General features: G+C 71.6%; 20 protein-coding genes. 5 read left to right on the forward strand and 15 right to left on the reverse strand.

Translation table 11 applies throughout. The features are described from left to right. Positions 1–32 precede the first annotated feature (32 nt). Positions 33–1,118 (reverse strand): NAD(P)H-dependent flavin oxidoreductase, encoded by a 1,086-nt coding sequence (locus tag AC3AOF_RS20385; protein WP_236989150.1) that lies wholly within the window; start codon positions 1,116–1,118, stop codon positions 33–35. A gap of 355 nt (positions 1,119–1,473) precedes the next feature. Between AC3AOF_RS20385 and AC3AOF_RS20390 the strand changes: the two genes are divergently transcribed. Next, positions 1,474–3,003 carry a DEAD/DEAH box helicase gene (locus AC3AOF_RS20390; protein ID WP_236989149.1) on the forward strand — a complete coding sequence of 510 codons (1,530 nt, stop codon included), beginning with the start codon at positions 1,474–1,476 and terminating at the stop codon, positions 3,001–3,003. Between the two features lie 78 nt (positions 3,004–3,081). Here the strand turns inward: AC3AOF_RS20390 and AC3AOF_RS20395 are convergent, their stop codons facing one another. Further along, entirely contained in the window at positions 3,082–3,792 is a 711-nt protein-coding gene (locus tag AC3AOF_RS20395) for an SIMPL domain-containing protein (RefSeq protein ID WP_236989148.1), read from the reverse strand. Between the two features lie 180 nt (positions 3,793–3,972). Here AC3AOF_RS20395 and AC3AOF_RS20400 point away from each other — a divergent pair, with 180 nt between their 5' ends. Then, positions 3,973–4,158, forward strand: a complete 186-nt coding sequence (locus AC3AOF_RS20400) for a YegP family protein (protein WP_048432187.1) — start codon at positions 3,973–3,975, stop codon at positions 4,156–4,158. A gap of 15 nt (positions 4,159–4,173) precedes the next feature. On the opposite strand, the gene AC3AOF_RS20405 is transcribed toward AC3AOF_RS20400, so the two are convergent. Next, complete coding sequence (locus tag AC3AOF_RS20405; protein ID WP_236989147.1) at positions 4,174–4,377, reverse strand: DUF2283 domain-containing protein; 204 nt, start codon at positions 4,375–4,377, stop codon at positions 4,174–4,176. Then, positions 4,374–4,622 (reverse strand): DUF4258 domain-containing protein, encoded by a 249-nt coding sequence (locus AC3AOF_RS20410; protein WP_272913257.1) that lies wholly within the window; start codon positions 4,620–4,622, stop codon positions 4,374–4,376. Before AC3AOF_RS20410 ends, AC3AOF_RS20405 begins: the two co-directional genes overlap by 4 nt. Before the next feature lie 185 nt (positions 4,623–4,807). Between AC3AOF_RS20410 and AC3AOF_RS20415 the strand changes: the two genes are divergently transcribed. Both AC3AOF_RS20415 and AC3AOF_RS20420 read left to right on the forward strand, forming a co-directional pair. Further along, positions 4,808–5,122 (forward strand): hypothetical protein, encoded by a 315-nt coding sequence (locus AC3AOF_RS20415; protein ID WP_236989146.1) that lies wholly within the window; start codon positions 4,808–4,810, stop codon positions 5,120–5,122. A gap of 162 nt (positions 5,123–5,284) precedes the next feature. Further along, entirely contained in the window at positions 5,285–5,479 is a 195-nt protein-coding gene (locus AC3AOF_RS20420) for a hypothetical protein (RefSeq protein ID WP_236989145.1), read from the forward strand. 144 nt (positions 5,480–5,623) lie between these two features. Here the strand turns inward: AC3AOF_RS20420 and AC3AOF_RS20425 are convergent, their stop codons facing one another. From AC3AOF_RS20425 to AC3AOF_RS20470, 10 genes are all read right to left on the reverse strand, one after another. Further along, on the reverse strand, positions 5,624–6,088 hold the full coding sequence (locus AC3AOF_RS20425; RefSeq protein WP_488346334.1) for an NUDIX hydrolase: 465 nt from the start codon (positions 6,086–6,088) through the stop codon (positions 5,624–5,626). A 6-nt stretch (positions 6,089–6,094) separates the two neighbouring features. Further along, positions 6,095–7,261, reverse strand: coding sequence for an ABC transporter permease (locus tag AC3AOF_RS20430; protein ID WP_488346335.1), 1,167 nt, complete (start codon positions 7,259–7,261; stop codon positions 6,095–6,097). Next, complete coding sequence (locus tag AC3AOF_RS20435) at positions 7,258–8,283, reverse strand: ABC transporter permease (protein ID WP_236989142.1); 1,026 nt, start codon at positions 8,281–8,283, stop codon at positions 7,258–7,260. The genes AC3AOF_RS20430 and AC3AOF_RS20435 overlap by 4 nt, the downstream gene beginning before the upstream one ends. Beyond that, on the reverse strand, positions 8,280–10,115 hold the full coding sequence (locus AC3AOF_RS20440) for an ABC transporter substrate-binding protein (RefSeq protein ID WP_488349024.1): 1,836 nt from the start codon (positions 10,113–10,115) through the stop codon (positions 8,280–8,282). The genes AC3AOF_RS20435 and AC3AOF_RS20440 overlap by 4 nt, the downstream gene beginning before the upstream one ends. Before the next feature lie 239 nt (positions 10,116–10,354). Continuing rightward, the gene (locus AC3AOF_RS20445; RefSeq protein WP_488346336.1) at positions 10,355–11,236 is read right to left on the reverse strand and encodes a hypothetical protein; all 882 of its coding nucleotides are present in this window, start codon (positions 11,234–11,236) and stop codon (positions 10,355–10,357) included. A 55-nt stretch (positions 11,237–11,291) separates the two neighbouring features. Then, positions 11,292–13,169, reverse strand: coding sequence for an ABC transporter ATP-binding protein (locus AC3AOF_RS20450; protein ID WP_488346337.1), 1,878 nt, complete (start codon positions 13,167–13,169; stop codon positions 11,292–11,294). Between the two features lie 41 nt (positions 13,170–13,210). After that, positions 13,211–15,280, reverse strand: a complete 2,070-nt coding sequence (locus tag AC3AOF_RS20455) for a glycosyltransferase (protein WP_488346338.1) — start codon at positions 15,278–15,280, stop codon at positions 13,211–13,213. Beyond that, positions 15,277–16,641 carry a glycosyltransferase family 4 protein gene (locus AC3AOF_RS20460; RefSeq protein WP_488346339.1) on the reverse strand — a complete coding sequence of 455 codons (1,365 nt, stop codon included), beginning with the start codon at positions 16,639–16,641 and terminating at the stop codon, positions 15,277–15,279. The genes AC3AOF_RS20455 and AC3AOF_RS20460 overlap by 4 nt, the downstream gene beginning before the upstream one ends. Further along, on the reverse strand, positions 16,638–17,882 hold the full coding sequence (locus AC3AOF_RS20465) for a glycosyltransferase (protein ID WP_488346340.1): 1,245 nt from the start codon (positions 17,880–17,882) through the stop codon (positions 16,638–16,640). The genes AC3AOF_RS20460 and AC3AOF_RS20465 overlap by 4 nt, the downstream gene beginning before the upstream one ends. A gap of 13 nt (positions 17,883–17,895) precedes the next feature. Further along, positions 17,896–19,095 carry a glycosyltransferase family protein gene (locus AC3AOF_RS20470; protein WP_236989136.1) on the reverse strand — a complete coding sequence of 400 codons (1,200 nt, stop codon included), beginning with the start codon at positions 19,093–19,095 and terminating at the stop codon, positions 17,896–17,898. A 274-nt stretch (positions 19,096–19,369) separates the two neighbouring features. Here AC3AOF_RS20470 and atzD point away from each other — a divergent pair, with 274 nt between their 5' ends. After that, positions 19,370–20,488 (forward strand): cyanuric acid amidohydrolase, encoded by a 1,119-nt coding sequence (gene atzD / locus AC3AOF_RS20475; protein ID WP_488346341.1) that lies wholly within the window; start codon positions 19,370–19,372, stop codon positions 20,486–20,488. A 250-nt stretch (positions 20,489–20,738) separates the two neighbouring features. Here the strand turns inward: atzD and AC3AOF_RS20480 are convergent, their stop codons facing one another. Next, complete coding sequence (locus AC3AOF_RS20480; protein ID WP_488346342.1) at positions 20,739–21,056, reverse strand: c-type cytochrome; 318 nt, start codon at positions 21,054–21,056, stop codon at positions 20,739–20,741. Between the last annotated feature and the right edge of the window lie 17 nt (positions 21,057–21,073).

A 21,073-nucleotide genomic window follows, 5' to 3' on the forward strand; every position in this document is an offset into this window, starting at 1 on the left:
CCGGCTCCGTCCCCCCGCGGCGGGGGGCGGCGCTACCGCAACAGATCTCCGACTCCCGCCCAGATCCCCGCCGCCACCTCGCCCGCCGGCACCGCCCGCGCCAGCCCCGCCGCCTGCCCGGCCCAGGCCTGCATCCGGCCGATGTCGCCCGCCTTCACCGCCGCCTCGCGCATGCCCTGCGTCAGGCCGCGCTGGACCGGGTAGGGGGCGGGCGCCGGGGCATCCGGCTCTGCCGCCGCCGCGACGTAGTCCGTCGCGAGGCTGCGGCCGGTGCGGCCGCTGAAGGCGCGGGTGAGCCGCGTGTCCTCGGGGCGGGCGCGGCCGAGGGCGTGGCTCCAAGCGGCGGGGATCCCTGCCTCGGGGCAGCGCAGGAAACCGGTGCCGACCTGGACGGCGCTGGCGCCGAGGAGCATGGCCGCCGCGGCCCCGCGGGCATCGACGATGCCGCCGGTGGCGACGACCGGGATCCTCACCGCATCGACCACCGCCGGCAGCAAGGCCATCAGGCCGACCGCGCGAGCCTCGGCCTGCCCGGCCAGGAAGCTCCCGCGATGGCCGCCGGCCTCGGCGCCCTGGGCCACCAGTGCGTCGGCGCCGGCTGCCTCGGCGGCCAAAGCCTCCGCCACCGTCGTGACGGTGGCCCACCAGGCGATCCCGCGCGCTTTCAGCCGCGCCACGACATCCGGCGGGTAGAGCCCCATGATCGAGGAGACGATGCGGGGCCTGGCCTCGATCACCGCCGCGCACTGGGCCGCGAAATCGGGCGGCGCGGCGTCGCCGGCCTCCGGCGGCACCGCCGGGCCGAACCGGCCGAGGAAGGTGCGCAAGGCCGCCTCGTGGTCGGGGTCGCGGGCGGGGGCGGGATCGGGAATCCACAGGTTGATCTGGAACGGGCCGGCCTCCCGCACCGCATCGGCCCAGGCCAGGATCGCCGCGGGCTGCATCAGAAGCGCCCCGCAGGCCCCGAGCCCGCCGGCCCGCATCACCGCGACCGAGAGCGCCGGCGGGCAGGCCCCGGCCATCGGGGCGAGGAGGAGCGGCCGGCGCAGGCCGTAGGCGGCGGCGAAGGCGTCCGCGCGGGCAAGCGCAGGGTGGCGGGCGGACAGGGTGGCCGACATTGCGGGGCTCCGACCTGAAAACACTCTCCGGCCGCATCGGACACCGGGCGTCCCCCGGCCGCAAGCGTCCACCGCACGGGTGCCACGCGGGCGACGCAGCGTCCGCCGATTGACTTCGCACCCGCACAACGCCATATGGCGGATTGCAGCGTCAGCGGCCGATCGCGGTCCGCTCGAGAGGGCTGCGTGACGGATTTCGCCGCGGCACCTGCGCGGCAGGCCCGGCCCTCTCTTAATCGCTCGTCCCTCGGATCGCCCCATCACGCGGGTGGTCTCCTGACATCGGATCGCGATGAAGGCCGCGCCTTGCGCGCGCCTTGCGGCGATCCCGCTGCCAAATACCAAGAAGATTCACTTGACCCAGTTCACCGATTTCGGCCTCGCGGCGCCGATCCTGAAGGCGCTCGCCCAGGCCGGCTATGTCACGCCGACCCCGATCCAGGCCCAGGCGATCCCGCCGGCCATGCAGGGCAAGGACCTGTGCGGCATCGCGCAGACCGGCACCGGCAAGACCGCCTCCTTCGCGCTGCCGATCCTGCACCGTCTCGCCAGCGAGAGCCCGTCCAAGCCCGCGCCGCGCCGCGGCTGCCGCGTGCTGGTGCTCGCGCCCACCCGCGAGCTCGCCAGCCAGATCGCCGACAGCTTCAACGAGTACGGCCAGTTCCTGAAGCTCACCACCACGGTGGTGTTCGGCGGCGTCACGATCGGCCGCCAGGAGCGGGCGCTCGCGGGCGGCGTCGACGTGCTGGTCGCTACCCCGGGCCGGCTGCTCGACCTGATCGACCGCCGCTCGCTCACCCTCGACGGCGTCGAGTACCTCGTCCTCGACGAGGCCGACCAGATGCTCGATCTCGGCTTCATCCACGCCCTCAAGCGGATCGTGAAGCTGCTGCCGGCCCAGCGCCAGAGCCTGTTCTTCTCGGCCACCATGCCGAAGAACATCGCCGGCCTCGCCGACCAGTACCTGAAGAACCCGGTCCAGGTCGCGGTGACCCCGGTCGCCACCACCGCCGAGCGGGTCGACCAGAAGGTCGTCTTCGTGCCGACGGGCTCGAAGCAGTCGCTGCTCGCCACCATCCTGCGCGACGAGGCGATCGACCGGGTGCTGGTCTTCACCCGCACCAAGCACGGCGCCGACCGCGTGGTGCGCGGCCTGGAGCGCGACGGCATCGGTTCGGCGGCGATCCACGGCAACAAGTCGCAGCCGCAGCGCGAGCGGGCGCTCGCCGCCTTCCGCGCCGGCACCTGCCGGGTGCTGGTGGCGACCGACATCGCCGCCCGCGGCATCGACGTCGACGGCGTGTCCCACGTCGTCAACTTCGACCTGCCGAACGTGCCGGAGGCCTACGTTCACCGCATCGGCCGCACCGCACGGGCCGGCAAGGACGGTCTGGCGATCTCGTTCTGCAACGACGAGGAGCGCGCCTACCTTCGCGACATCGAGCGCCTGACCCGCCAGAAGGTGCCGGTGATGGCAATCCCCGAGGGCTTCGTGCCCCCGAGCCGCGAGGAGGCGGCGCAAGCGGTGGCCGAGGCCGAGCGCGACCGTCGCCAGCCCGGCTCGGGTCCGCGCGGCCAGCGCCCCGGCGGCGGTCGCCAGGGCCAGCAGCCCGGCGGCCAACGCCAGGGCCGCCCCGGCGGTGGCCAGGGTCAGCCGCGTCACGGCGCCGGCCGGCCGCAGGAGCACCGCGAGCCGCGCGCGCATGAGGGTCGCGGCGGGCAGGATACCCGCGGCGGGCAGCATGAGGGCCGTCAGGGTCGTCCGCAGGGCCAGGGCCGTCCTCAGGGCGGCCAGCGCGCCGACGGCAACCGCCAGCAGCGCCCGGCGGGCGGGGCCAACCGCGACGGCCGCTCGATCGGCTGGCTCGACCGCGCCCCGCGCTGATCGGCCCGATCCGCGTTGAAGACTTCGAGGCCCGCGCTTCTGGACAGGAGCGCGGGCTTCTCGCGTTCGGGGGTTACTTCAGCGCGGTGCGATCCGCCAGCGGATCGTCACGCCGGCGGAGAACGTCACGACCGCCGGCGGGATGATCTGGGCGACGCGTGAGCGCGGCATGTCGGCGTAGCCGTCCGGCGGCGAGGCTTCGCCGTCGGTGATCTCCGTGATCTCCACCAGCTTCAGGTCCGCGGCCTCGGCGTAGATACGCGCCTGCTCGCGGGCATCGAGCACGGCGGCGCGCCGTGCCTCGTTGAGGGCCTGGCGCTCCGAGGCGACCGCGTAGGTGACCTTGCGGACCTCGACGATTCCGCTCGCCGCCAGCCGGTTGACCGCGTCGTCGACGCTTCCGACGGATGGGACGGTCAGGGTCATTTCCGTGATGGCGGTGAACGGTTGATCCGGCGGCTTCGGGTTCGGGTTGTCGGCCGTGCGGTACGGCTCGGATGCCCGGTTCAGGCGAAAGACGCTTTTCTCCACCGTCACGCCGGCGGTCTCGAGCGACTTGAGATTCTCCTGCGTGCGCCGGGTCGGTTCTCGATGCGCGTCCACCGCGCCGTCGAGGGTCTTTCCCCGGGTGACGATCGCGATGTCGACCCGCGCGAGATCCGGCTTGCCGGCGAACTGGCCCGTCCCGCGGACGGAGAGGACGTTGCCCCGTCGCGGCGCCTCTGACGCATCCTGAGCGGAGGCCGGCACGATCATGACCATCAGCAACGGCAGCACGGTGAATCGCATGGGGACCGATCTCCGCCGGGACAGCGACCCGTCGCGCCCGGCCGGAGACAGGGACGTCCGACATGACGGCGGGATGATGACGGCTCCTCAGGCCCTCGCACGCCCTCCTGCCTCTCGGCGTTGTCGTCCATCCGCACGGCCCCATCTGTTGCCGTGACACATCATGGCAGGAGACCGGCGATGCGCTTCGAACTCTATCGCGACGGCAAGGGCGAGTGGCGCTGGCGCCTGCGGGCCGAGAACGGCGAGGTGGTGGCCGATTCGGGCGAGGGCTATGTCCGCCGCGAGGATTGCGAGCACGGCATCGCGCTCGTGAAGGGCGCGACCAACGCCCGGGTCGTCGACATGACGCTCAAGATGGCCTGACGGCGGCAGCCGACTTCATGCCGCCTCGGACCCGAGCGTCCGGATGTCGGCACCAGCTGCGAGCGCTACCGACGCGTCGAGGATTTCCAGGGCGACGAGCCGGCCGTCCGCGTCGAAGTCGAGGATAAGGCCGGGCCTGACCTCCTCGCTCTCGACGACCTGTGCGTCGGCGAAACGCACGTAAAGAGCGTCGGCTTCGTCGTCATACCGCAGTTTCACGTCACTCGCCTCCGCCGGTCCAGGAACGTCGTCACAACGATGCAGCCCTCGGGCACTGGTCTGTATACCACGCAAAGGATGCGACCGCCGCATTCTGGAATCGCCGCGAAGGCCTGGAGAAGGGTCGGGTCCCTTACATCCGACTCGATCTGGTCGGGCTGACGGACCGTTCGTTCGACCCACTCGGAATCCAAACTCCGTTCCCCCATCACCGTTCGGGCATGGGCCGTGTACGTGAATTGCATCTGCCGATCGTCTCCTGGCGGGACAGCCACGGACCGACAGTAGCAACACGTTGTTAAGCATCGACCCACGTTTGGGGCGCTCGTCCGACGCGATCCGCGCACGGGAAGGCGCAACGCTTTTCCGCTCCCGTGCGTTTCTGCCGTCCATGCCTCCCTTCGGAGGCCCGCACGAACGAGGGACCCACGTGCTGAAGACCGTGATGCTGGCCGCTGGCCTGATCCTGGGTGGCGTTGCCGCCATGCCGCAGGGTGCCACCGCCGCTCCCCTGACCGAGACCGCCGCCGCGCCCGACGTCTCCGCGGTTCCGACCGCCTGGGCCCAGTACGGCTATTACGGCCGCCACCGCCATTGGGGACCACGCCACGGCTATTACGGCCACCGTCGCCATTTCGGCCCGCGCTACGGCTTCGGCGGCCCGCGCCACTGGGGCCACCACCGGGGTTGGGGACCTCATCGCGGCTGGGGCCACGGCCCGCGCGGCTATTACCGCGGTTTCTGAACCGTTGCGCCCGCCGGCCGCCCCATCCGGGGCGGCCGTGCCATAGTATCGCCCCATCTATGACCTTGGCTGTAAGGGCTTGGCCGTTCCGGCGGCCGGGCTTGGCGTCACGAGCGGGTCCAGTCAAAGGGCGGGCCCGCCCCACAACCAAGGGGAACCGGAATGTCGCACAGCATCGCGGAGCGCCGTCGGCGCGTCGAAGCGCAGCTTCAGGACTACGAGCGGACCCTCGCCGAGATCCGCTCCTCGGCGGGCCTTGGGGCCAACAGCCGCGCCCTCCAGCTCCAGCATGCCCGCCTGATCTCCCAGGCGCGCACCGAGCTAGCGTCGCTGGACGTCGAAGAGGCCAGCCTCTAGAGAGCTTCACGATCGCGTTGCAATCGCGAAGCTCTCTAAGTCCTTGTTATGCCGCATTTTCTGCGACGAACCGGTTTCCACTTCGTCGAAAAATGCTCTAGCAGCCGAAATCCTCCGGTCCCGCGGTCCTGCGCGGGACCTTTCCTATGCGGCTTTCTCGAGGAGAGTGCGGGCCGCGTCGTACAGGTCTACGACATCCTCCGGATAGATCCGCATCCCGGGCGCCGCCAGCTCCGCCCGCGACCACCAGCGATGCTCGGCCAGGGCCTCGATCTCGTCGGGCGTCCAGCCGTCGCGGGAGAGGGGAGCGGGTCCGGCCCGCATCGCGAAGAAGCGCTCGCGCGCACTGACCCACTCGCCGTTCATCAATTGCATCGTGAACCGGCGCTCGCCGATCTCGGGGGCGGCCGCCGGGCAGGTGAGGCCGGTCTCCTCCCGCAACTCCCGGATCGCCGCCTCCAGGAAGCTCTCGCCCGGCTCGACGGCGCCGCCCGGCGTCGCCCAGTACTCGCTCCCGGCGAGCGCGCCTTTGCGGAAGGCGAAGCGGAACAGGAGCAGCCGGCCCTCGCCGTCGAGGACGAGGAGCCGGGAGGCGGGGCGCTCGCGCATCGTGGCCTAATGGTAGGGATCGGCCGCGTCGCGCAGGCCGTCGCCGAGGAAGTTGAAGGCCAGCACCACGATCACCACCGGCAGGATCGGCGCCAGCAGCCAGGGATGGAGCTGCACCGCCGCGAGGTTCTGGGCCTCGTTGAGCAGCACGCCCCAGCTCGTCACCGGGGGGCGCAGGCCCAGGCCCAAGAACGACAGAGCCGTCTCGCCCAGGATCATCGAGGGGATCGACAGGGTCGCCGAGGCGATCAGGTGGCTCATGAAGTTCGGGATCAGGTGGCGGGCGATGATCCGGCTCTTCGAGGCCCCCATCAGCTCGGCGGCGCGGACGTAATCCTCCTCGCGGAGCGCCAGCAGCTTCGAGCGCACGGCGCGGGCGAGGCCCGGCCAGTCGAGGAGGCCGAGGATCAGCGTGATGCCGAAGAAGACCAGGATCGGGCTCCAGTTCGGCGGCAGCGCCGCCGAGAGCGCGAGCCAGAGCGGCAATTCGGGCAGCGAGCGCAGGATCTCGATCACGCGCTGAATCAGGTTGTCGACCCAGCCGCCGAGATAGCCGGCGAGCCCGCCGAAGAACAGCCCGAGAGCGAAGGACACCGCGATGCCGACGAGGCCGACGGTGAGCGAGATCCGGGTGCCCGAAATGATCCGCGAGAGCAGGTCTCGCCCGAGCCGGTCGGTGCCGAGCAGGAACATCGTCCCGTCCTTCGGCGGACAGACCAGGTGCCAGTCGGTATCGACCAGGCCCCAGAAGGAATAACCCTCGTCGCGGCAGAAGAAGCGCAAGCGCTGCACGACCGTGCGATCGACCGTGTACTTGCGCTGGAAGCTCTCGATGTCGAAGGTGAAGTGGTAGGGATGGGTGTAGGGCCCGACCCATCGGCCCTCGTGGAACAGGTGGATGGACTGGGGCGGCGCGTACAGGTAATCGCCGTGGCGCTTGGACGGGTTGTAGGGCGCGATCACCTCGACGAAGGGGATCAGCGCGTAGAAGACGATCAGGATCAGCCCCGCCGCCACCGCCACCCGGTGCTTGCGGAACTTCCACCAGGTCAGGCGCCAGGACGAGGCACGGTCGACGGCGCTGCTCTCCGCGCCCACCGGCTCGGTGCGGCCGGGGTCGAAGGGGGCGGTATCGACGAAGTGGTGCGGCCGGTCCCGCAATTCCAGACTCATCGACCGTCCCCTCCGAGGCGGATGCGCGGATCGAGCCAGGCGAGCAGCAGGTCGGAGATCAGCATGCCGATCACCGTGAGCATCGCCACGAACATCAGGATGAAGCCGGCCAGGAACTGGTCCTGGCTCTTGAGGGCGGCGAGCAGGATCGGCCCGACGGTCGGCAGGCTGAGCACCAGCGACACCAGCACCGAGCCCGAGATGAGATGGGGCAGGAGGTTGCCGATATCGGCGATGAACGGGTTCAGCGACATCCGGAACGGATACTTGATCAGCGCCCGGGTCGGCGGCAGGCCCTTGGCGCGCGCCGTCACGACGTATTGCTTGCCCAGTTCGTCGAGGAGGTTGGCGCGCATCCGCCGGATCATCGCGGCGGTGCCGCCCAGCCCGATCACCAGGGTCGGGACGACGAGATGGGCCATGAGCGAGCGCACCTTCTCCCAGGTCCAGGGCAGGCCCGAATAGGCGCTGTCGTAGAGCCCGCCGATCGACACCCCGAACCAGCGGTTGGCGTAGAACAGCATCACCAGCGCCAGCAGGAAGGACGGCGTGGCGAGCCCGATATAGCCGACGAAGGTCGCCACGTAATCGCCGATCGAGTATTGCCGCGTCGCCGAGTAGAGGGCGATCGGGATCGACACCAGGTGGACGAAGATCACCACCGCCAGGTTGACGACGAGCGTCAGCCAGAGCGCGTCGCCCACCACCTCGCGCACCGGCCGGTCATACTCGAACGACCAGCCCCAATTGCCCTGGATCAGGCCGTTGAAGGCACCTTCCGGGTTGGGCCAGAGCCCGATCCAGCGCAGGTACTGCTCCCAGACCGGGCGGTCGAGGCCGTATTGCTGCATCAGGAACTGCGCCTTGGCGACGGACGCCGCCTCGCCCTGCGAGCGCAATTCGGCGATCTGATTGGTGAGGAAGTCGCCCGGCGGCAGCTTGATGATGACGAAGACGAGGGCGGAGATGATGAGCAGCGTGACCGCCATGGTGAGGAGGCGGCGGGCGAGGTAGCGGATCACCGCGAGGCCTCCTTCGGGTTCGGCCCCCAGAAGAACTGGTCCATGCGGTAGATCCCGATCAACGCGGTCGGCTTCCAGCTGTAGGTCTGCTTGTCGGGCACGTTGAGGAGCCGGGTCTTGGCGACCACCGGCTGGAGCGCGCCCGAGACGGTGCCGATCACCCACTGGTTCTCGGCCCGGTTCTGGAGCATCTCGCCCCAGATCTTGGCCTGCTCGGCATTGTCCGCGGTCGCCATCCAGCGCGCGTTGAGGTCGATCAGCACCTTCGCCGCGGGGATGTCGCAGGGCTCGCCTTCCTTGCCCCGCGTCTCGACGTACTGGCCCCATTTCGGCCAGGCATAGGTGTCCTGGTGGACTGGCGCCAATTCGTCGGGCGACATCTCGGCGGTCGGCATCGCCAGGTCGAGCCCTTGCGCCGCCACCATCACGGCGGCGCCGGAATAGGCGCGGTTGCGCAGGACCGTGCGGTCCTGCGGCTTGACGAACAGCTTGACGCCGATCTCGCGCCAGAATTCCGAGATCAGGGTCAGCCCGTCGGTGAGCATGCTGCTCTCGCCGTCGGTCTCGACCACGATCTCCAGTTCGCGCCCGTCGGGCAGCAGGCGGATGCCGGCGCCGTTGCGCTCTGTCAGCCCGATCTCGTCGAGGAGGCGGGAGGCCTGCGCCGGATCGTAGTCGGCGTGGAGCGTGCGGTATTCCGGCTTGTAGAGCGGGCTCTTCTCGATGACCGTGTCGTTGCCCTCGGTGCCCAGCCCGAACAGCAGGGCGTTGTTGAGCGTGCGCCGGTCGATGGCGAGCGAGAGCGCCCGGCGGTAGCGCAGGTCGCGGTTGAGGGTGCGCCAGACCGGATCGGTCACCGTCAGGTTGGGGTAGAGCGCCAGTTCCGAGCCGCGGGCGGTCGGCCAGAGATGGGTGCGGTAGCCCTTGGCGCGCTCGCCCTCGCGCAGGATCGGGATGTCCTCCATGTTGAGGCCGCGAAACAAGAGGTCGGCCTCGCCGGCATTGGCCTTGGCGGCGAGCAGCCCGCCGGCCGCGACATCCATGAAGACCTTGTCGATATAGGGCAGTTGCTGTCCGTTGGCGTCGACCCGATGGTAATAGGGGTTGCGCACGAAGACGAAGCGGGCCGCCGGCGCGGTGTTGGTGACGCGCCAGGGCTGGAGCGTCGGCAGGTCCGGGTTGGTCTGCTCGAACATCGCGTCGAGCCGGTTGTGGAGCGCCGCCCAGCCCTTGACCTTCGCCTGCTTCACCAGCGGCTCGATCTCGGCCTTCGGCGTGTAGCGCGGGTTGAACTTCTTCAGGTAATGCGCCGGCCGGTAGATGAAGGGATCGCGCGGCGAGGCCAGTTCCGGCAGGAAGCGTGGATTCGGCTTGTCCCAGGTGAAGCGGACGTGCAGCGGATCGATCACCTCGAAGCGCGGCGGCTGCCCGTCGACCATCATGAATTCCGGCGGGCCGGACGGGCTCAAATCCTTGCTGAGGGCGACGTCTTCCCACCAGTAGCGAAAATCTTCCGCCGTGAAGGGCTGGCCGTCGGACCAGCGATGGCCCTCGCGCAAGGTGAAGGTATAGATCCGGTCGCCGTCGTTCTCGAATTTTTCGAGGATGTCGGCCTTGATCGCCAGGGTCTCGTCGTAGCCGACGACGCGGGTATAGCTGTAGGTCGAGATGTAGCGGATGTCCCGGGCCTTCGAGACCAGGGTGACCACGTCGCCGCCGGGTTTGCCGATCTGGCGGCCTTGGGTGGTGGACTCGACGACCAGGGGTTGCCTGGGCAGGCGGTCGGAGGGGGATTCGGCCGCGAGGGCAGGGGAGGCAAGGAGCGGCAGCAGAACGGACAGGACGGCGCCGCACCACCAACCCTCCCCCCTCTGCGGGGGAGGGTGGCCCCCGGAGGGGGCCGGGAGAGGGGCAGCGCGAGGCCGATCCAGCGGGCGCCCTTCAGAACGGCTCGGAATTTTCCGGAGGCGGGGTTTCCCTCTCCCGGCCTGCTCCGTAGGCCACCCTCCCCCGCAGAGGGGGGAGGGTTCAACAGCCGTCGCGTTCTTGAATAGACGTCGGACCCCAATCGTCATGTCCCGTCCCTCCCGTGCAGGCGCACCCAGGTGAGGCGGGTGGGCGAGTAGCCGGTCGCGGCGTGCAGGTCGTCGAAGGCGTGGGTGGCGGCGATCGCAGCACGCGCCGCTTGCGCCTCCGGGTCGTCCGGCCGGTAGACGAATTCCCGGCCGTTGCGACGCCAGCGCACCGGCTCGCCGGTGCGGGGGGCGGTCAGCATCGCGATGGTCGGGAAGGCGGGGCCCCCGTGGGCGTGGAGTCGGTGGGCCGCCGCGTCGTCGTCGAAGATCAGCCGCGTCAGGCCGCGCTCGCGGGCCTCCAGCACTCGCCGGGCCTGGCTGATATGGTCGTCGAAGAACCCGACCGCCCGGTCCGCCTCGAGACGCGGCAGGCGCGCCGCCGACCAGTCGCCGCCGTGGTAATGCGCGCGGGCATCGCGGTAGCGCAGGCCGGACAGGTCGGGATCGAAGCAGAAGATCTCGGCCTGCGGGCAGGCCTGGCGCATCACCCAGGTGGTGAGGCCGCGAAACACGCCCGATTCGACGATCACCTCGGGGTTGAGCGCGCGCATCAGCACGTAGAGCTGGAGCGCGCCGTTGAAGCCGTTGCCGCCCCGCTTCTGCGCCACCGGGGCCGTCGCGATCAGGTCCCAGAAGGTCGCGACGGCAGGCCCCGCTCCGCCGGGCAGCGACAGGCCGGAGGCGGCGAGGTCGGCATCGAGACGCGCGGCGGCGCCTGCGATCAGCGCCTCGGTCTCCGGACCGGAGAGCGGGCGATGGTTCCAGTCGGACACCGCCGGGACGAGGTCGTAGCCGAGCCGGTCGAACAGGCGGCCGAGGAAGCGGCGGCGCAGCCGCTCGACGAAGGGGTGGGGACGGAGGGCGGCGCCTTGGGACATCGGGGTCTCTTGGAAAAACGGGGTCTCTTGGAAAAGGTCGTCTCTCGGAAAAAGGTCAGGCGGCCTGCCGGAGCACCTGCCCGGCGACCCGGACGCAATGCCCGGGCTCGATCTCGGTCATGGTCCCGGCCGCGCCGCCGGTGAGGCGGTAGGGCTCGGGCCAGCTCGCCGGATCGGAGAAGCGGTCGCTCATCAGCAGCTTCAGGTCGAGGGGGTGGTCGAGATCGGGTTCGGGCACGGCGGCCAGAAGCGCCCTCGTGTAGGGATGGGCGGGGTTCTTGAAGAGCGCCTCCTTCGGCGCCTCCTCCACGATGTAGCCCCGGCACATGACGGCGATGGTGTCGGCGATGTAGTCGACCACCGCGAGGTTGTGCGAGACGAACAGGTAGGACACGCCGAGGCTCGCCTGGAGGTCCTTCAGCAGGTTGAGAACTTGGGCCTGGACCGAGACGTCGAGGGCCGAGACCGGCTCGTCGCAGAGCAAGACCCGGGGCTTGAGGGCCAGTGCCCGGGCGATGCCGAGGCGCTGGCGCTGGCCGCCCGAGAAGGCGTGCGGGTAGCGGCGCAGCGAAGACTGGTCGAGCCCGACCATGTCCAGGAGTTCCTTGGCCCGCTCGTAGCGCTCGTCCGAGCTGCCGACACCGTGGATGCGCAGGGGCTCGGTCAGCAGTTCGTAGACCGTCATCCGCGGGTTGAGCGACGAGAACGGGTCCTGGAACACGAACTGCACCGCGCGGCGGAAATCCTTCAGCTCCCGGTCCTTGAGGGCGAAGACGTCGCGAGGCCCGCGGCCCGACCCGTCGTCGAAGGTGACGGTGCCGGCATCGGGACGCAAAGCCCGCATCACCACCTTCGAGAGTGTGGTCTTGCCGCAGCCCGACTCGCCGACGAGGCCCAGAGTCCGGCCCGGATGAAGGCTCAGGGACACGCCGTTGACGGCGTTGATCGTGCGGGTCTTTCCCTTGAACCAGCCCGAGCGCAGGGTGAAGGACTTGCGCACCCCCTCGATGGCGAGAAGCGGCCCGGCCGGATCGGGCCGATGCGGCTCGCCGGCCTTGCGGGCGAGCACCGCGCTCTTCACCTCGCGGATCGGGGTCAGGCGCTCGCCGGGCGCCATGTGGAAGCGCGGCACCGCCCGCATCAGCGCCTTCAGGTAGGGGTGGCCGGGACGGCGGAAGATCTCTTCGCGCGAGCCCGCCTCCATCACCCGGCCGCGATACATCACCACCACGTCGTCGGCCATGTTGGCCACCACCCCGAGATCATGGGTGATGAGCAGCATCGCCATGCCGGTCTCGGCCTGCAGCTCGCGCATCAGTTCCAGGATCTGGGCCTGGGTCGTCACGTCGAGGGCGGTCGTCGGCTCGTCGGCGATGAGGAGGGCGGGCTTGGTGATCAGCGCCATGGCGATCATCGCACGCTGGCGCAGGCCCCCCGACAATTCGAACGGGTAGGTGACGAGCGCCCGCTTCGGATCGGGGAATCCGACACGGTCGAACACCTCGACCGCCCGCGCCTTGGCCTGGTCGGCCGAGACGTCGGCATGCAGCCGCAGGGCCTCGGTGACCTGATCGCCGACCGTGTGGAGCGGCGACAGCGAGGTCATCGGCTCCTGGAAGATCATCGCGATCCGCCCGCCGCGCAAGGCTTGCATCCGGGCGGAATCGGCCTTCAGCATCGCGATGTCGGTGCCGCCGGCGGGACCGGACGGGTCCTGGAGGCGTATGCCGCCGCCGGTGATCCGGGCGACCTTGGGCAGGATCTGCAGGATGGCCTGAGCGGTGACCGACTTGCCCGAGCCCGACTCGCCGACGAGGGCCACGGTGCGGCCCGCCGGCACGTCGAGGGACAGGCCGTCCACCGCCCGGAACGAGCCGGTATCGGTGGTGAAATCGACCGTGAGGTCGCGGATCGACAGGAGCGGTGCCGTCATCCTGGTGCCGTGCGGTCCTCTCGGGGGGCATCCCCGGATCTTCAAGGGAAGATAGGGTCCGTTTGTGACACGGGCGACGGCGGGGGCGCAAACAAAGTGGCGGCCCGCGATATTCGCGAAGCCCGATCTATCGCAACATGAGTTGCGAGACGGTCGAGGAGGCGTTCGCAGAACTCCCAGGTCGCGTCGTCCTGCACCAGATGGTGGGTGAGGAGCCCGACCGGGCCGCCCTCCGCCACCGCCCGGGCGGCGCGGGCGATCACCCAGGCCGGGTCGGCCAGCCCGCCACCGGCGCGCCAGGCGATCGGATCGATCGCGGCGTGGGCCTGCACGAGCCCGGGCACCGGGGGCAGGGGGCTGGCCGCCGAGAGGCCGCGGTACCCGAGAGCCGGCAGGGCCTCGGGGAAGGCGGGGGCGATGCGGTTCCAGGGCGGGACCAGCACCGGCAGCAGGCGGGGGCCGAGGCGGGCTGTCGCGAGGAGCAGGGCTTCCGCCGCGTCGGCCTCCAGCGCGGCGAGGGGGCGATGCGGGCCGAACTCCGCCTTCTTGGCCTCGATCGGGGCGTGGTTGGCATGGGCGAGGCCGTGGACCAGGAGATCGACCCGGGCCTCGTCGGCGAGACGCGCCGCCAGCGACGGCGCGGCCCGGGCCGGCACCGCGGCGAGCGCCACCGGCCAGCCGGTCCGGGCGGCGAGCGCGAGCAGGCGGTCGAGGGCGGGGGTGTGGGCGACCGCGTCGTCGTCGCGCCACCAGAGAAGGGTGGTACGGCCTTCGTCCGTGGCGCGGGCGAGGGCGTCGATCAATGGATTCAAGTCGAGATTGGTGGCAAGGAAGGGCACTTTCCCCTCCCCCTTGTGGGGAGGGGCTAGGGGTGGGGGTGGTGCCGGATAGAGCATTGCGGTGCCTCCTGCACCACCCCCACCCCTGACCCCTCCCCACAAGGGGGAGGGGAAGAGTGTCATCCGGCCACGTTGGACATCTGCATCGACGCCAGCCAGCATCCCCTCGACGATCGCCACGCTCCGCCGCGCCCCGTCGCGGGCGATAGCGTGGTCCGTGGCCCGCAGGGGTGCGGCCAGGACCGCCTGCGCCAGGCGTTCCGCCGTCAGCTCGCTCTCCGGCAGCACCCGCGCGAGGCCGTGGGCCGCCAGGGTCTCGGCGCGCCGGCGCTGCTCGGTCTCCTGGCCGGCCTCGAACGGCACCAGCAGGGCCGGGCAGCCCCCGTGCAGGAGATCCAGCACCGTGTTGTAGCCGGCCTGGCTGACCGAGAGGGCGGCCCGCGACAGCAGGGCGCGGAAATCGGGCCGCGCCCGTTCGACGACCGCGTTCGCGGGCGCGGCCGCCGCCAGTGCCGCGAAAGCGGGCTCGGGCACCGCGCGGCCGACGAGGATGCGCCAGGACAGGGCGGGGGTGAGGTGTGCGGCCGCGACCGCCGCCTCCTGCAGCGGCAGCCCGGCGGCGCTGGAGCCGCCCGAGACCACGATGCCGGAGCGGGGACCGCCCGGCGCCGGGACGGTCTCGGCCTCGTCGACGTAGCCGGTATAGCGCAAGCGCGCCGCCACCGTCGCCTCGACCGGCCAGGAGGCGTCCAGCGGCAGGAAGGCCGGATCGCCGTGGACCAGAACGGCGTCGTAAGCCTCGAGGCGGGCATGGGTGGCGGCGATCCGGTCACGCCGGCTCGGGGTCGCCAGGATGTCACGGATCGAGGCCAGCAACAGGGGGCGCGGCGAGGCCGCCTGCACGACCGCGACCAGGGTCTCGAATTCCGGCGCCAGCACCCGGCGGCCGAACGGGTAGAGTTCGGTGATGACCGCGTCCGGCGCGGCCTCAGCGACGGCGGCGAGCAGGGTCTGGCGGCGGGCCGCCAGGCGCTCCGGTGTCACCGGCGTGCCCTCCGGGTCGAGGAGCGCCGTGAAGGCGGTGCCGGTGATCCGCACCGGCGGCAGCTGCACCAGGCGGATGCCGTCGAGGCGCGGCAGCGCTACCGGCATGCCGCCGGAGACGAGCGTCACGGTGTGGCCGGCCTCCGCGAAGGCCCGCGCCAGGGACGCCGCCCGGGTGAGGTGCCCGGCCCCGAGGAGGTGGGTGACGGCGATCAGGATCCGGGTCATGCGCGCTCCCGGAGCAGGGGGCCGAGCGCCGCGCGCAGGCGGGCGGCGGCGGCGATCAGGCCGCGCTCCTCGCGGGCGAAGGCGAGGGCGGCGCCTTGCATCGCCGCGAGGGTCCCGGGCGCCCCGGCGAGGTCGCGGATCGCGGCGGTGAAGGCCGAAACGTCGCCCGGCGGCGTCACCCGGCCGGTCACGCCGTCCCGCACCACGTCCGGTACCCCGCCGTAGCCGCCGGCCACCACCGGGCAGCCATGGGCCTGCGCCTCCAGCAGCGCCATGCCGTAGGCCTCGTTCACGGCCGGCCAGACCAGGAGGTCGGCGGCGGCGTAGAGGGCCGAGAGGCCGGCGGGCGGCACGGCGCCGTGGCGTCGCACCCGGTCGCCGAAGGGGGCGAGCAGGGACGCGACTTCCGCTGCCGCCGGGCCGTCGCCGGCCACGTCGAGGGTCCAAGAACGATCGCCGAGCTGCGCCAGCGCTTCGGCAAGAAGGCGGTAGGAGGCGAGCTTGTCGCCCTCCCGCATCATCGCGACGGTGAGGAGGCGCAGGGGGGCGGGCGAGTTCGCGATGGACAGGGCCGTTCGGGGAAGAACGAGGCGCGGGGTCTCTCCTCTCCCCGCGGGTGGGGAGAGGGCTTCATCGACCTTGTCGTCGATGAAGTGAGCGCAGGCGAAGCCGGAGCGAGGGGGTCTCGACGGATGAGACTCCTCCGGAAATTCCCCCTCACCCTCGGCTGCGCCTCGCTGCGTTCCCTGGACAGGAACACAGCCCTCTCCCCGCCCGCGGGGAGAGGAGATCCCGCGCCGATCTCGGCTCGGCTCGTCGACGGAACAAGGCTGCACGGGCAGCAGCCAGTCGCCCGGATCGAGAAACGGCGGCAACTCGGCGAGCACCTGTCCCGTCGGCCGCGCCGCTTCCAAGGCCGGCCGGTCGCGGCGGTTCATGACGAGGATCAGGTCGGCGGCGTCGAGGGCCGCCTCGGCGCCGGCATGGCCGAGGGCGTGCGGGCCATGGGCGCGCCTCGGCGCCCGCGAGCCCTCCGCCACCACGTAGAGGATGCCGAGCGCCCGCGACACCGCCGGGCCGATCCAGTCCGGCGCCTTGTAGTAGACGTGATAGGTGAACCACAGGGCGGGCGGATCGGCCCGGTAGGCCGCGACCAGGCGCTCGGCCTCCGCCAGGGATTCCGCCTTCAAGCCCGGATGCCGCGTCCCGTCGGCATCGCGGGTGCGCAAGCGGCTGGCGAGATCCGGCGCGAATCCGGCCGCCGCCAGCGCCCGCAGGAGCAGCCGCGCCATCGTGCGCTCGCCGGAGGGCACCGGGTGATCCGGGGCCTTGAGCGGCGCGTAGAAGGCGACCCGGCTCATCGCCCCGCGGCGTCCCGCAGGAGCCGGGCCACCGTCTCGAACCCGGCCTCGGCGCCGAATTCCGACCGCAGGCGGGCGAGCGCCGCCGCGGCGAGGTGCGCCCGCCCGGCGGGGTCGCGGGCGAGGAGGTTGATGGCGTTCGAGAGCGCCCCCCAGTCGCCCGGCGGCACCAGCCGTCCCTCGACCCCGTCGCGCAGGAATTCCGGGATGCCGGCGAAGTCGGTGGCGATGACGGCGAGGCCCTGCGAGGCCGCCTCCATGATGACGTTGGGCAGCCCGTCGCGGTCGCCGGAGGGAGCACGCTTGGCCGGCAGCACGAACAGGTCGGCCTCGCGCATCAGCGCCACGACCTCGGGCTGGGGCTTGGAGCCGAGAAAAATCACCTTCTGCGACAGGCCGAGGGCGGCGGCCTTGTCGCGCAAGGAGGCCAGCGCCTCGCCGCTGCCGATATGGGCGAGGCGCCAATGCAGGTCGGGGGGAAGGGCGGCGAGCGCGTCGAGGAGGTCGTCGAAGCCCTTCTTCGCCACGGCCCGGCCGACGGTGACGAGGCGCAAGGGATCGGCCGGGTCCGAGCCGTCCCGGGCCGGGCGGCTCTCCGGGGGCGCGGGAAACCGCGACAGGTCGAGGCCGTGATAGACGAGGGAAACCCGGCCCGGATCGCCCGCCACCTCGCGCAGCCGCGCGGCGCCGGACGCCGTACAGGTCACCGCGAAGGCGAGCCGCGCATCGTCGAGCTTCTCCGCCAGCTCCCAATCCGGCGTGGTCCAGATGTCCTTGGCGTGGGCGGACGCACTCCAGCTCCGCCCGCTCAGGAGGGCGGCGTAGCGCGCCACCGAGGCCGGGGTGTGCAGGTAATGCACGTGGACGTGGCCGATCTCCGCCGGCAGCTCGCGGGCGAGCACCAGCGCCTGGCCGAGTCGCCGGCCGCGATTGGGCGTACAATCGCGGGCGAGGTCGCGCCGAACGAGCTTCAAAAGGGGCCACAGACCCGGCTGCCCCAGGGCCGAGAGGGCGCCGCGCAGCACCCGCCACGGCGCCTGGTAGAGGTATTCCGGCAGGTAGGCGACGGGGGCGCGGATCTGCCGGTGCATCGGGTGCACGGCGCCGTCATGCGGCTGGCGCAGCGACCAGATCGCGAGGTCGAGGCCCCGCGCCTCGAGCCCCAGAAGTTCCTGGGCGATGAAGGTCTCGGACAGGCGCGGGTAGCCCTTGACCAGGACGGCGATGCGGAGCGGAGGCATGGATCAGGGTCGCTTACTCGGCGGCCACGCAACGGGTGTCGGCGGCGGCGGCGAGGCGGCGGATCGCCGTCAGGCCGTCGAGGAGGCCGGGGATCGGCCGGGCCGACGGGGTCGGCCGGTCGGGCAGGGTGTCGAGGGCCGCGGCCATGCGGCCGGTATCCTCGTCCTCCCCGGGCTCGATGACGCCGACGAGGCCGAGCCGGGCGGCGGCCCGCGCCCGGATCAGCTGCTCGCGCCGGGGCCGCACCCGCGGCAGGATCAGGGCCGGGCGGTCGAAGGACAGGATCTCGCAGAAGGTGTTGTAGCCGCCCATCGCCACCACGCCGGCGGCCCGGCGCATCAGCCGCTCCAGCCGCGCGTCGAAATCGAGGGAGGCGAGATGCGGATGGGCCGCGATGCGGGCGCTCAAGTCGGCCTGCTCGGCGGGCGGAAAGAACGGGCCGAACACGACCAGCGCCCGGTGGGCGATGGGGTGCGCCTCGTAGGCCCGCACCACCGCCTCGACCAGCTCGACCCCGTCGCCGCCGCCGCCCGGCGTGACGAGGAGGAACGGCTCCTCGGCCGTCTCGTCCGGCAGCGCTGCATCGGGCGCTTCGCGGCGGAGATAGCCGGTATAGGTCAGGCGCTCCGCGACGCCCCCCGGCAGCGCCAGCCCGTCGAGGGGGGCGTAGATCTCCCGCAGGCCGTAGACCCAGAGCGAATCGTAGAGCGGCAGCACCGCGAGCGCGCCCTTGCGCTCCCATTCGGGCGCCAGCAAATCCGGATCGTCGAGGACGTCGCGCAGGCCCAGCACCAGCCGGCAGCCCCGGGCCTTCAGGCGGTGGAGCGTCGGCAGCACCTCGCCGTGGAAGCCCGCCGGCTCCTTGTCGACGAGGAAGAGGTCGGGATCGAAGCGCTCGGCGACGTGGCGGATCAGGGCGGCGCGGGTCGCCACCACCTCGCCGAGGCCGTGGCCGGGACCGAGGCTCTGGTACTCGCCGCTGGCGAGCTTGGTCACCCCGGGCAGGCGCCGGCAGCTCACCCCGGGGGCGAAGCGGAAGGCGTGGCTCACCGGCGAGCCGGACAGGATCACCACCCGCCGCTCCGGCGCCCCGGCCACCAGGGCGTGCGCGATCGCCCGCGCCCGGCGCAAATGGCCGAGCCCGAACGTGTCGTGCGAGTAGATCAGCACCCGCTGCGGGGAGCCGCCGGGCAGAGGCGAAACGAAGCTCATCCGCCGGACATTTCGGTCCGGGACGGCAGGGAGGCCCGTGCGGACACGGCGGGCCGGGTGCGGCTCAACGGTATCGGCATCGGGTTCTAGGACCTCCCGGGCGCGGGAGGCAAGACTAGCGCATCCGCCCCCGGTGCGGCTACCCGGGTGGCGCAGTTATGGCCAGGCTTGTGGCGGCGCAGCATCGTCGGGCAGGGTGGCGGCGCATTTGCAAGGGCGGGCGCCGGCCGTCGCGCCGCCCGGCCCCGTCGACGGCAGCCCCCGAGAGTTCCCGATGCCCGAATGCCTCGTCTTCCGCGTGCCGACCCGCCACCCCGCCGACGTGTCGGGGCTCGAGGCCCTGATCGAGGCCGGCACCGTGGCTCCCGACGAGATCGTGGCTTTGTTCGGCAAGACCGAGGGCAATGGCTGCGTCAACGATTTCACCCGGCCGCTCGCCGTGATGGCGCTGGAAGCGGCGCTGGCCGCCCGCCTCGGCGTCTCGCCGGCCGTGGTCGGCGCCCGGGTCGCCCTCGTGATGTCCGGCGGCACCGAGGGCGGGCTCTCGCCCCACCTGCTGATCGTCGCCCGGCGCGAGGGGCCGGCCGGCGAGGTGAAGGCGGCCGATGGCAAGGCGCTCGCGGTCGGCACCGCCTTCACGGACGACTTTCTGCCCGAACAGATCGGCCGCATGGCGCAGGTCCGCGCCACCGCCGCCGCCGTGCGCCGCGCCATGGCGACGGCGGGCCTCGCCGACGGGGAGGACGTGCATTTCGTGCAGGTGAAATGCCCGCTCCTCACCAGCGCCCGAATCCAGGAGGCCGCCGCCCGGGGCGAGCCTGTCGCCACCCATGACACCTACGCGTCGATGGGCCTGTCCCGCGGCGCCTCGGCGCTCGGTATCGGGCTGGCGCTCGGTGAGATTCCCGAAGCAGCGCTCGACGATTCCGTCATCGGCACCCGCACCGACCTCTATTCCGGCCGCGCCAGCGCCTCGGCGGGGATCGAGCTGATGCGCAACGAGGTCATCGTGCTCGGCAATGCGCCGGGCTGGAGCGGACCCTTGCGCATCGCCCATCGGGTCATGCGCGACGGGATCGATTTTTCGGCGATCCAGGGGGCGCTGGCCGATCTCGGCCTGCCGACGGGCGGCCAGCTCCCGCCCGAGGCGTCCGAGCGCGTCGTCGCCCTGCTCGCCAAGGCCGAGCCGACCGGCGACGGGCTGATCCGCGGGCAACGCCACATCATGAACGACGACAGCGACATCAATGCCACCCGCCACGCCCGCGCCCTGGTCGGAGGCGTGGCGGCGGCGGCGATCGGGCGGACGGACCTGTTCGTGTCGGGCGGCGCGGAGCACCAGGGGCCGGATGGCGGCGGGCCGGTGGCGGTGATCGGGCGAGTGGGGGTGTAGCGCACCGGCTCGGCCGGCTTCAGCGCCTGCGGCCTGCCGACTGCTTCTCGCAATTGCTCCCACCCACGACCTCATCCTGAGGTGTTAGCCGATTGAAAATCGGCTGACCTCGAAGGAGACCTCCAGGAGTCACAGTGGTTTCTGGAGCCCTCCTTGGAGGCTCACTCCGTTCGCTCCTCAGGATGAGGTCGTGGGTGGGAAGGATTGCGTGGATTCGAACGGCATTGATGAACGGACTCACGGGAACCGCTCACCCCGGCGGAATCACGTCGATCTGGATGCCGCTGTAATACGCCGCCAGGTTCGCAATATCGGCATCCGACAGATCCTGCGCCGCCACCGACATGACCTCGTTCTTCCGGGTCCCGTTGCGGAACTCGGTCAGGGCCTTGACGAGGTACGGCTCGACCTGGCCGGCGAGGTTCGGCGCGTCGGGCAGCTTCGAGAGGCCGTCGAGGCCGTGGCAGGCCTGGCAGCCCACCGCCTTGGCCCGGCCGGCCTTGGCGTCGCCGGCGGCGGCCGGCACGGTCGCGCCGAGAAGGAGCAGGAGGGCGAGGGTGCGGGTCATGAGCATCTCCTGGAGGG

It is taken from the genome of Methylobacterium sp. 142-1Y, assembly GCF_057747795.1.

What these genes read in the sequence shown, in the direction of transcription:
- AC3AOF_RS20420 (WP_236989145.1), top strand. Translation starts at nt 5,285, where the DNA reads ATGTCGCACAGCATCGCGGAGCGCCGTCGGCGCGTCGAAGCGCAGCTT.
- AC3AOF_RS20480 (WP_488346342.1), bottom strand. Translation starts at nt 21,056, where the DNA reads ATGACCCGCACCCTCGCCCTCCTGCTCCTTCTCGGCGCGACCGTGCCG.
- AC3AOF_RS20425 (WP_488346334.1), bottom strand. Translation starts at nt 6,088, where the DNA reads ATGCGCGAGCGCCCCGCCTCCCGGCTCCTCGTCCTCGACGGCGAGGGC.
- AC3AOF_RS20455 (WP_488346338.1), bottom strand. Translation starts at nt 15,280, where the DNA reads ATGACCCGGATCCTGATCGCCGTCACCCACCTCCTCGGGGCCGGGCAC.
- AC3AOF_RS20470 (WP_236989136.1), bottom strand. Translation starts at nt 19,095, where the DNA reads ATGAGCTTCGTTTCGCCTCTGCCCGGCGGCTCCCCGCAGCGGGTGCTG.
- AC3AOF_RS20445 (WP_488346336.1), bottom strand. Translation starts at nt 11,236, where the DNA reads ATGTCCCAAGGCGCCGCCCTCCGTCCCCACCCCTTCGTCGAGCGGCTG.
- AC3AOF_RS20395 (WP_236989148.1), bottom strand. Translation starts at nt 3,792, where the DNA reads ATGCGATTCACCGTGCTGCCGTTGCTGATGGTCATGATCGTGCCGGCC.
- AC3AOF_RS20450 (WP_488346337.1), bottom strand. Translation starts at nt 13,169, where the DNA reads ATGACGGCACCGCTCCTGTCGATCCGCGACCTCACGGTCGATTTCACC.
- atzD (WP_488346341.1), top strand. Translation starts at nt 19,370, where the DNA reads ATGCCCGAATGCCTCGTCTTCCGCGTGCCGACCCGCCACCCCGCCGAC.
- AC3AOF_RS20410 (WP_272913257.1), bottom strand. Translation starts at nt 4,622, where the DNA reads ATGCAATTCACGTACACGGCCCATGCCCGAACGGTGATGGGGGAACGG.
- AC3AOF_RS20465 (WP_488346340.1), bottom strand. Translation starts at nt 17,882, where the DNA reads ATGCCTCCGCTCCGCATCGCCGTCCTGGTCAAGGGCTACCCGCGCCTG.
- AC3AOF_RS20430 (WP_488346335.1), bottom strand. Translation starts at nt 7,261, where the DNA reads ATGAGTCTGGAATTGCGGGACCGGCCGCACCACTTCGTCGATACCGCC.
- AC3AOF_RS20400 (WP_048432187.1), top strand. Translation starts at nt 3,973, where the DNA reads ATGCGCTTCGAACTCTATCGCGACGGCAAGGGCGAGTGGCGCTGGCGC.
- AC3AOF_RS20460 (WP_488346339.1), bottom strand. Translation starts at nt 16,641, where the DNA reads ATGAGCCGGGTCGCCTTCTACGCGCCGCTCAAGGCCCCGGATCACCCG.
- AC3AOF_RS20385 (WP_236989150.1), bottom strand. Translation starts at nt 1,118, where the DNA reads ATGTCGGCCACCCTGTCCGCCCGCCACCCTGCGCTTGCCCGCGCGGAC.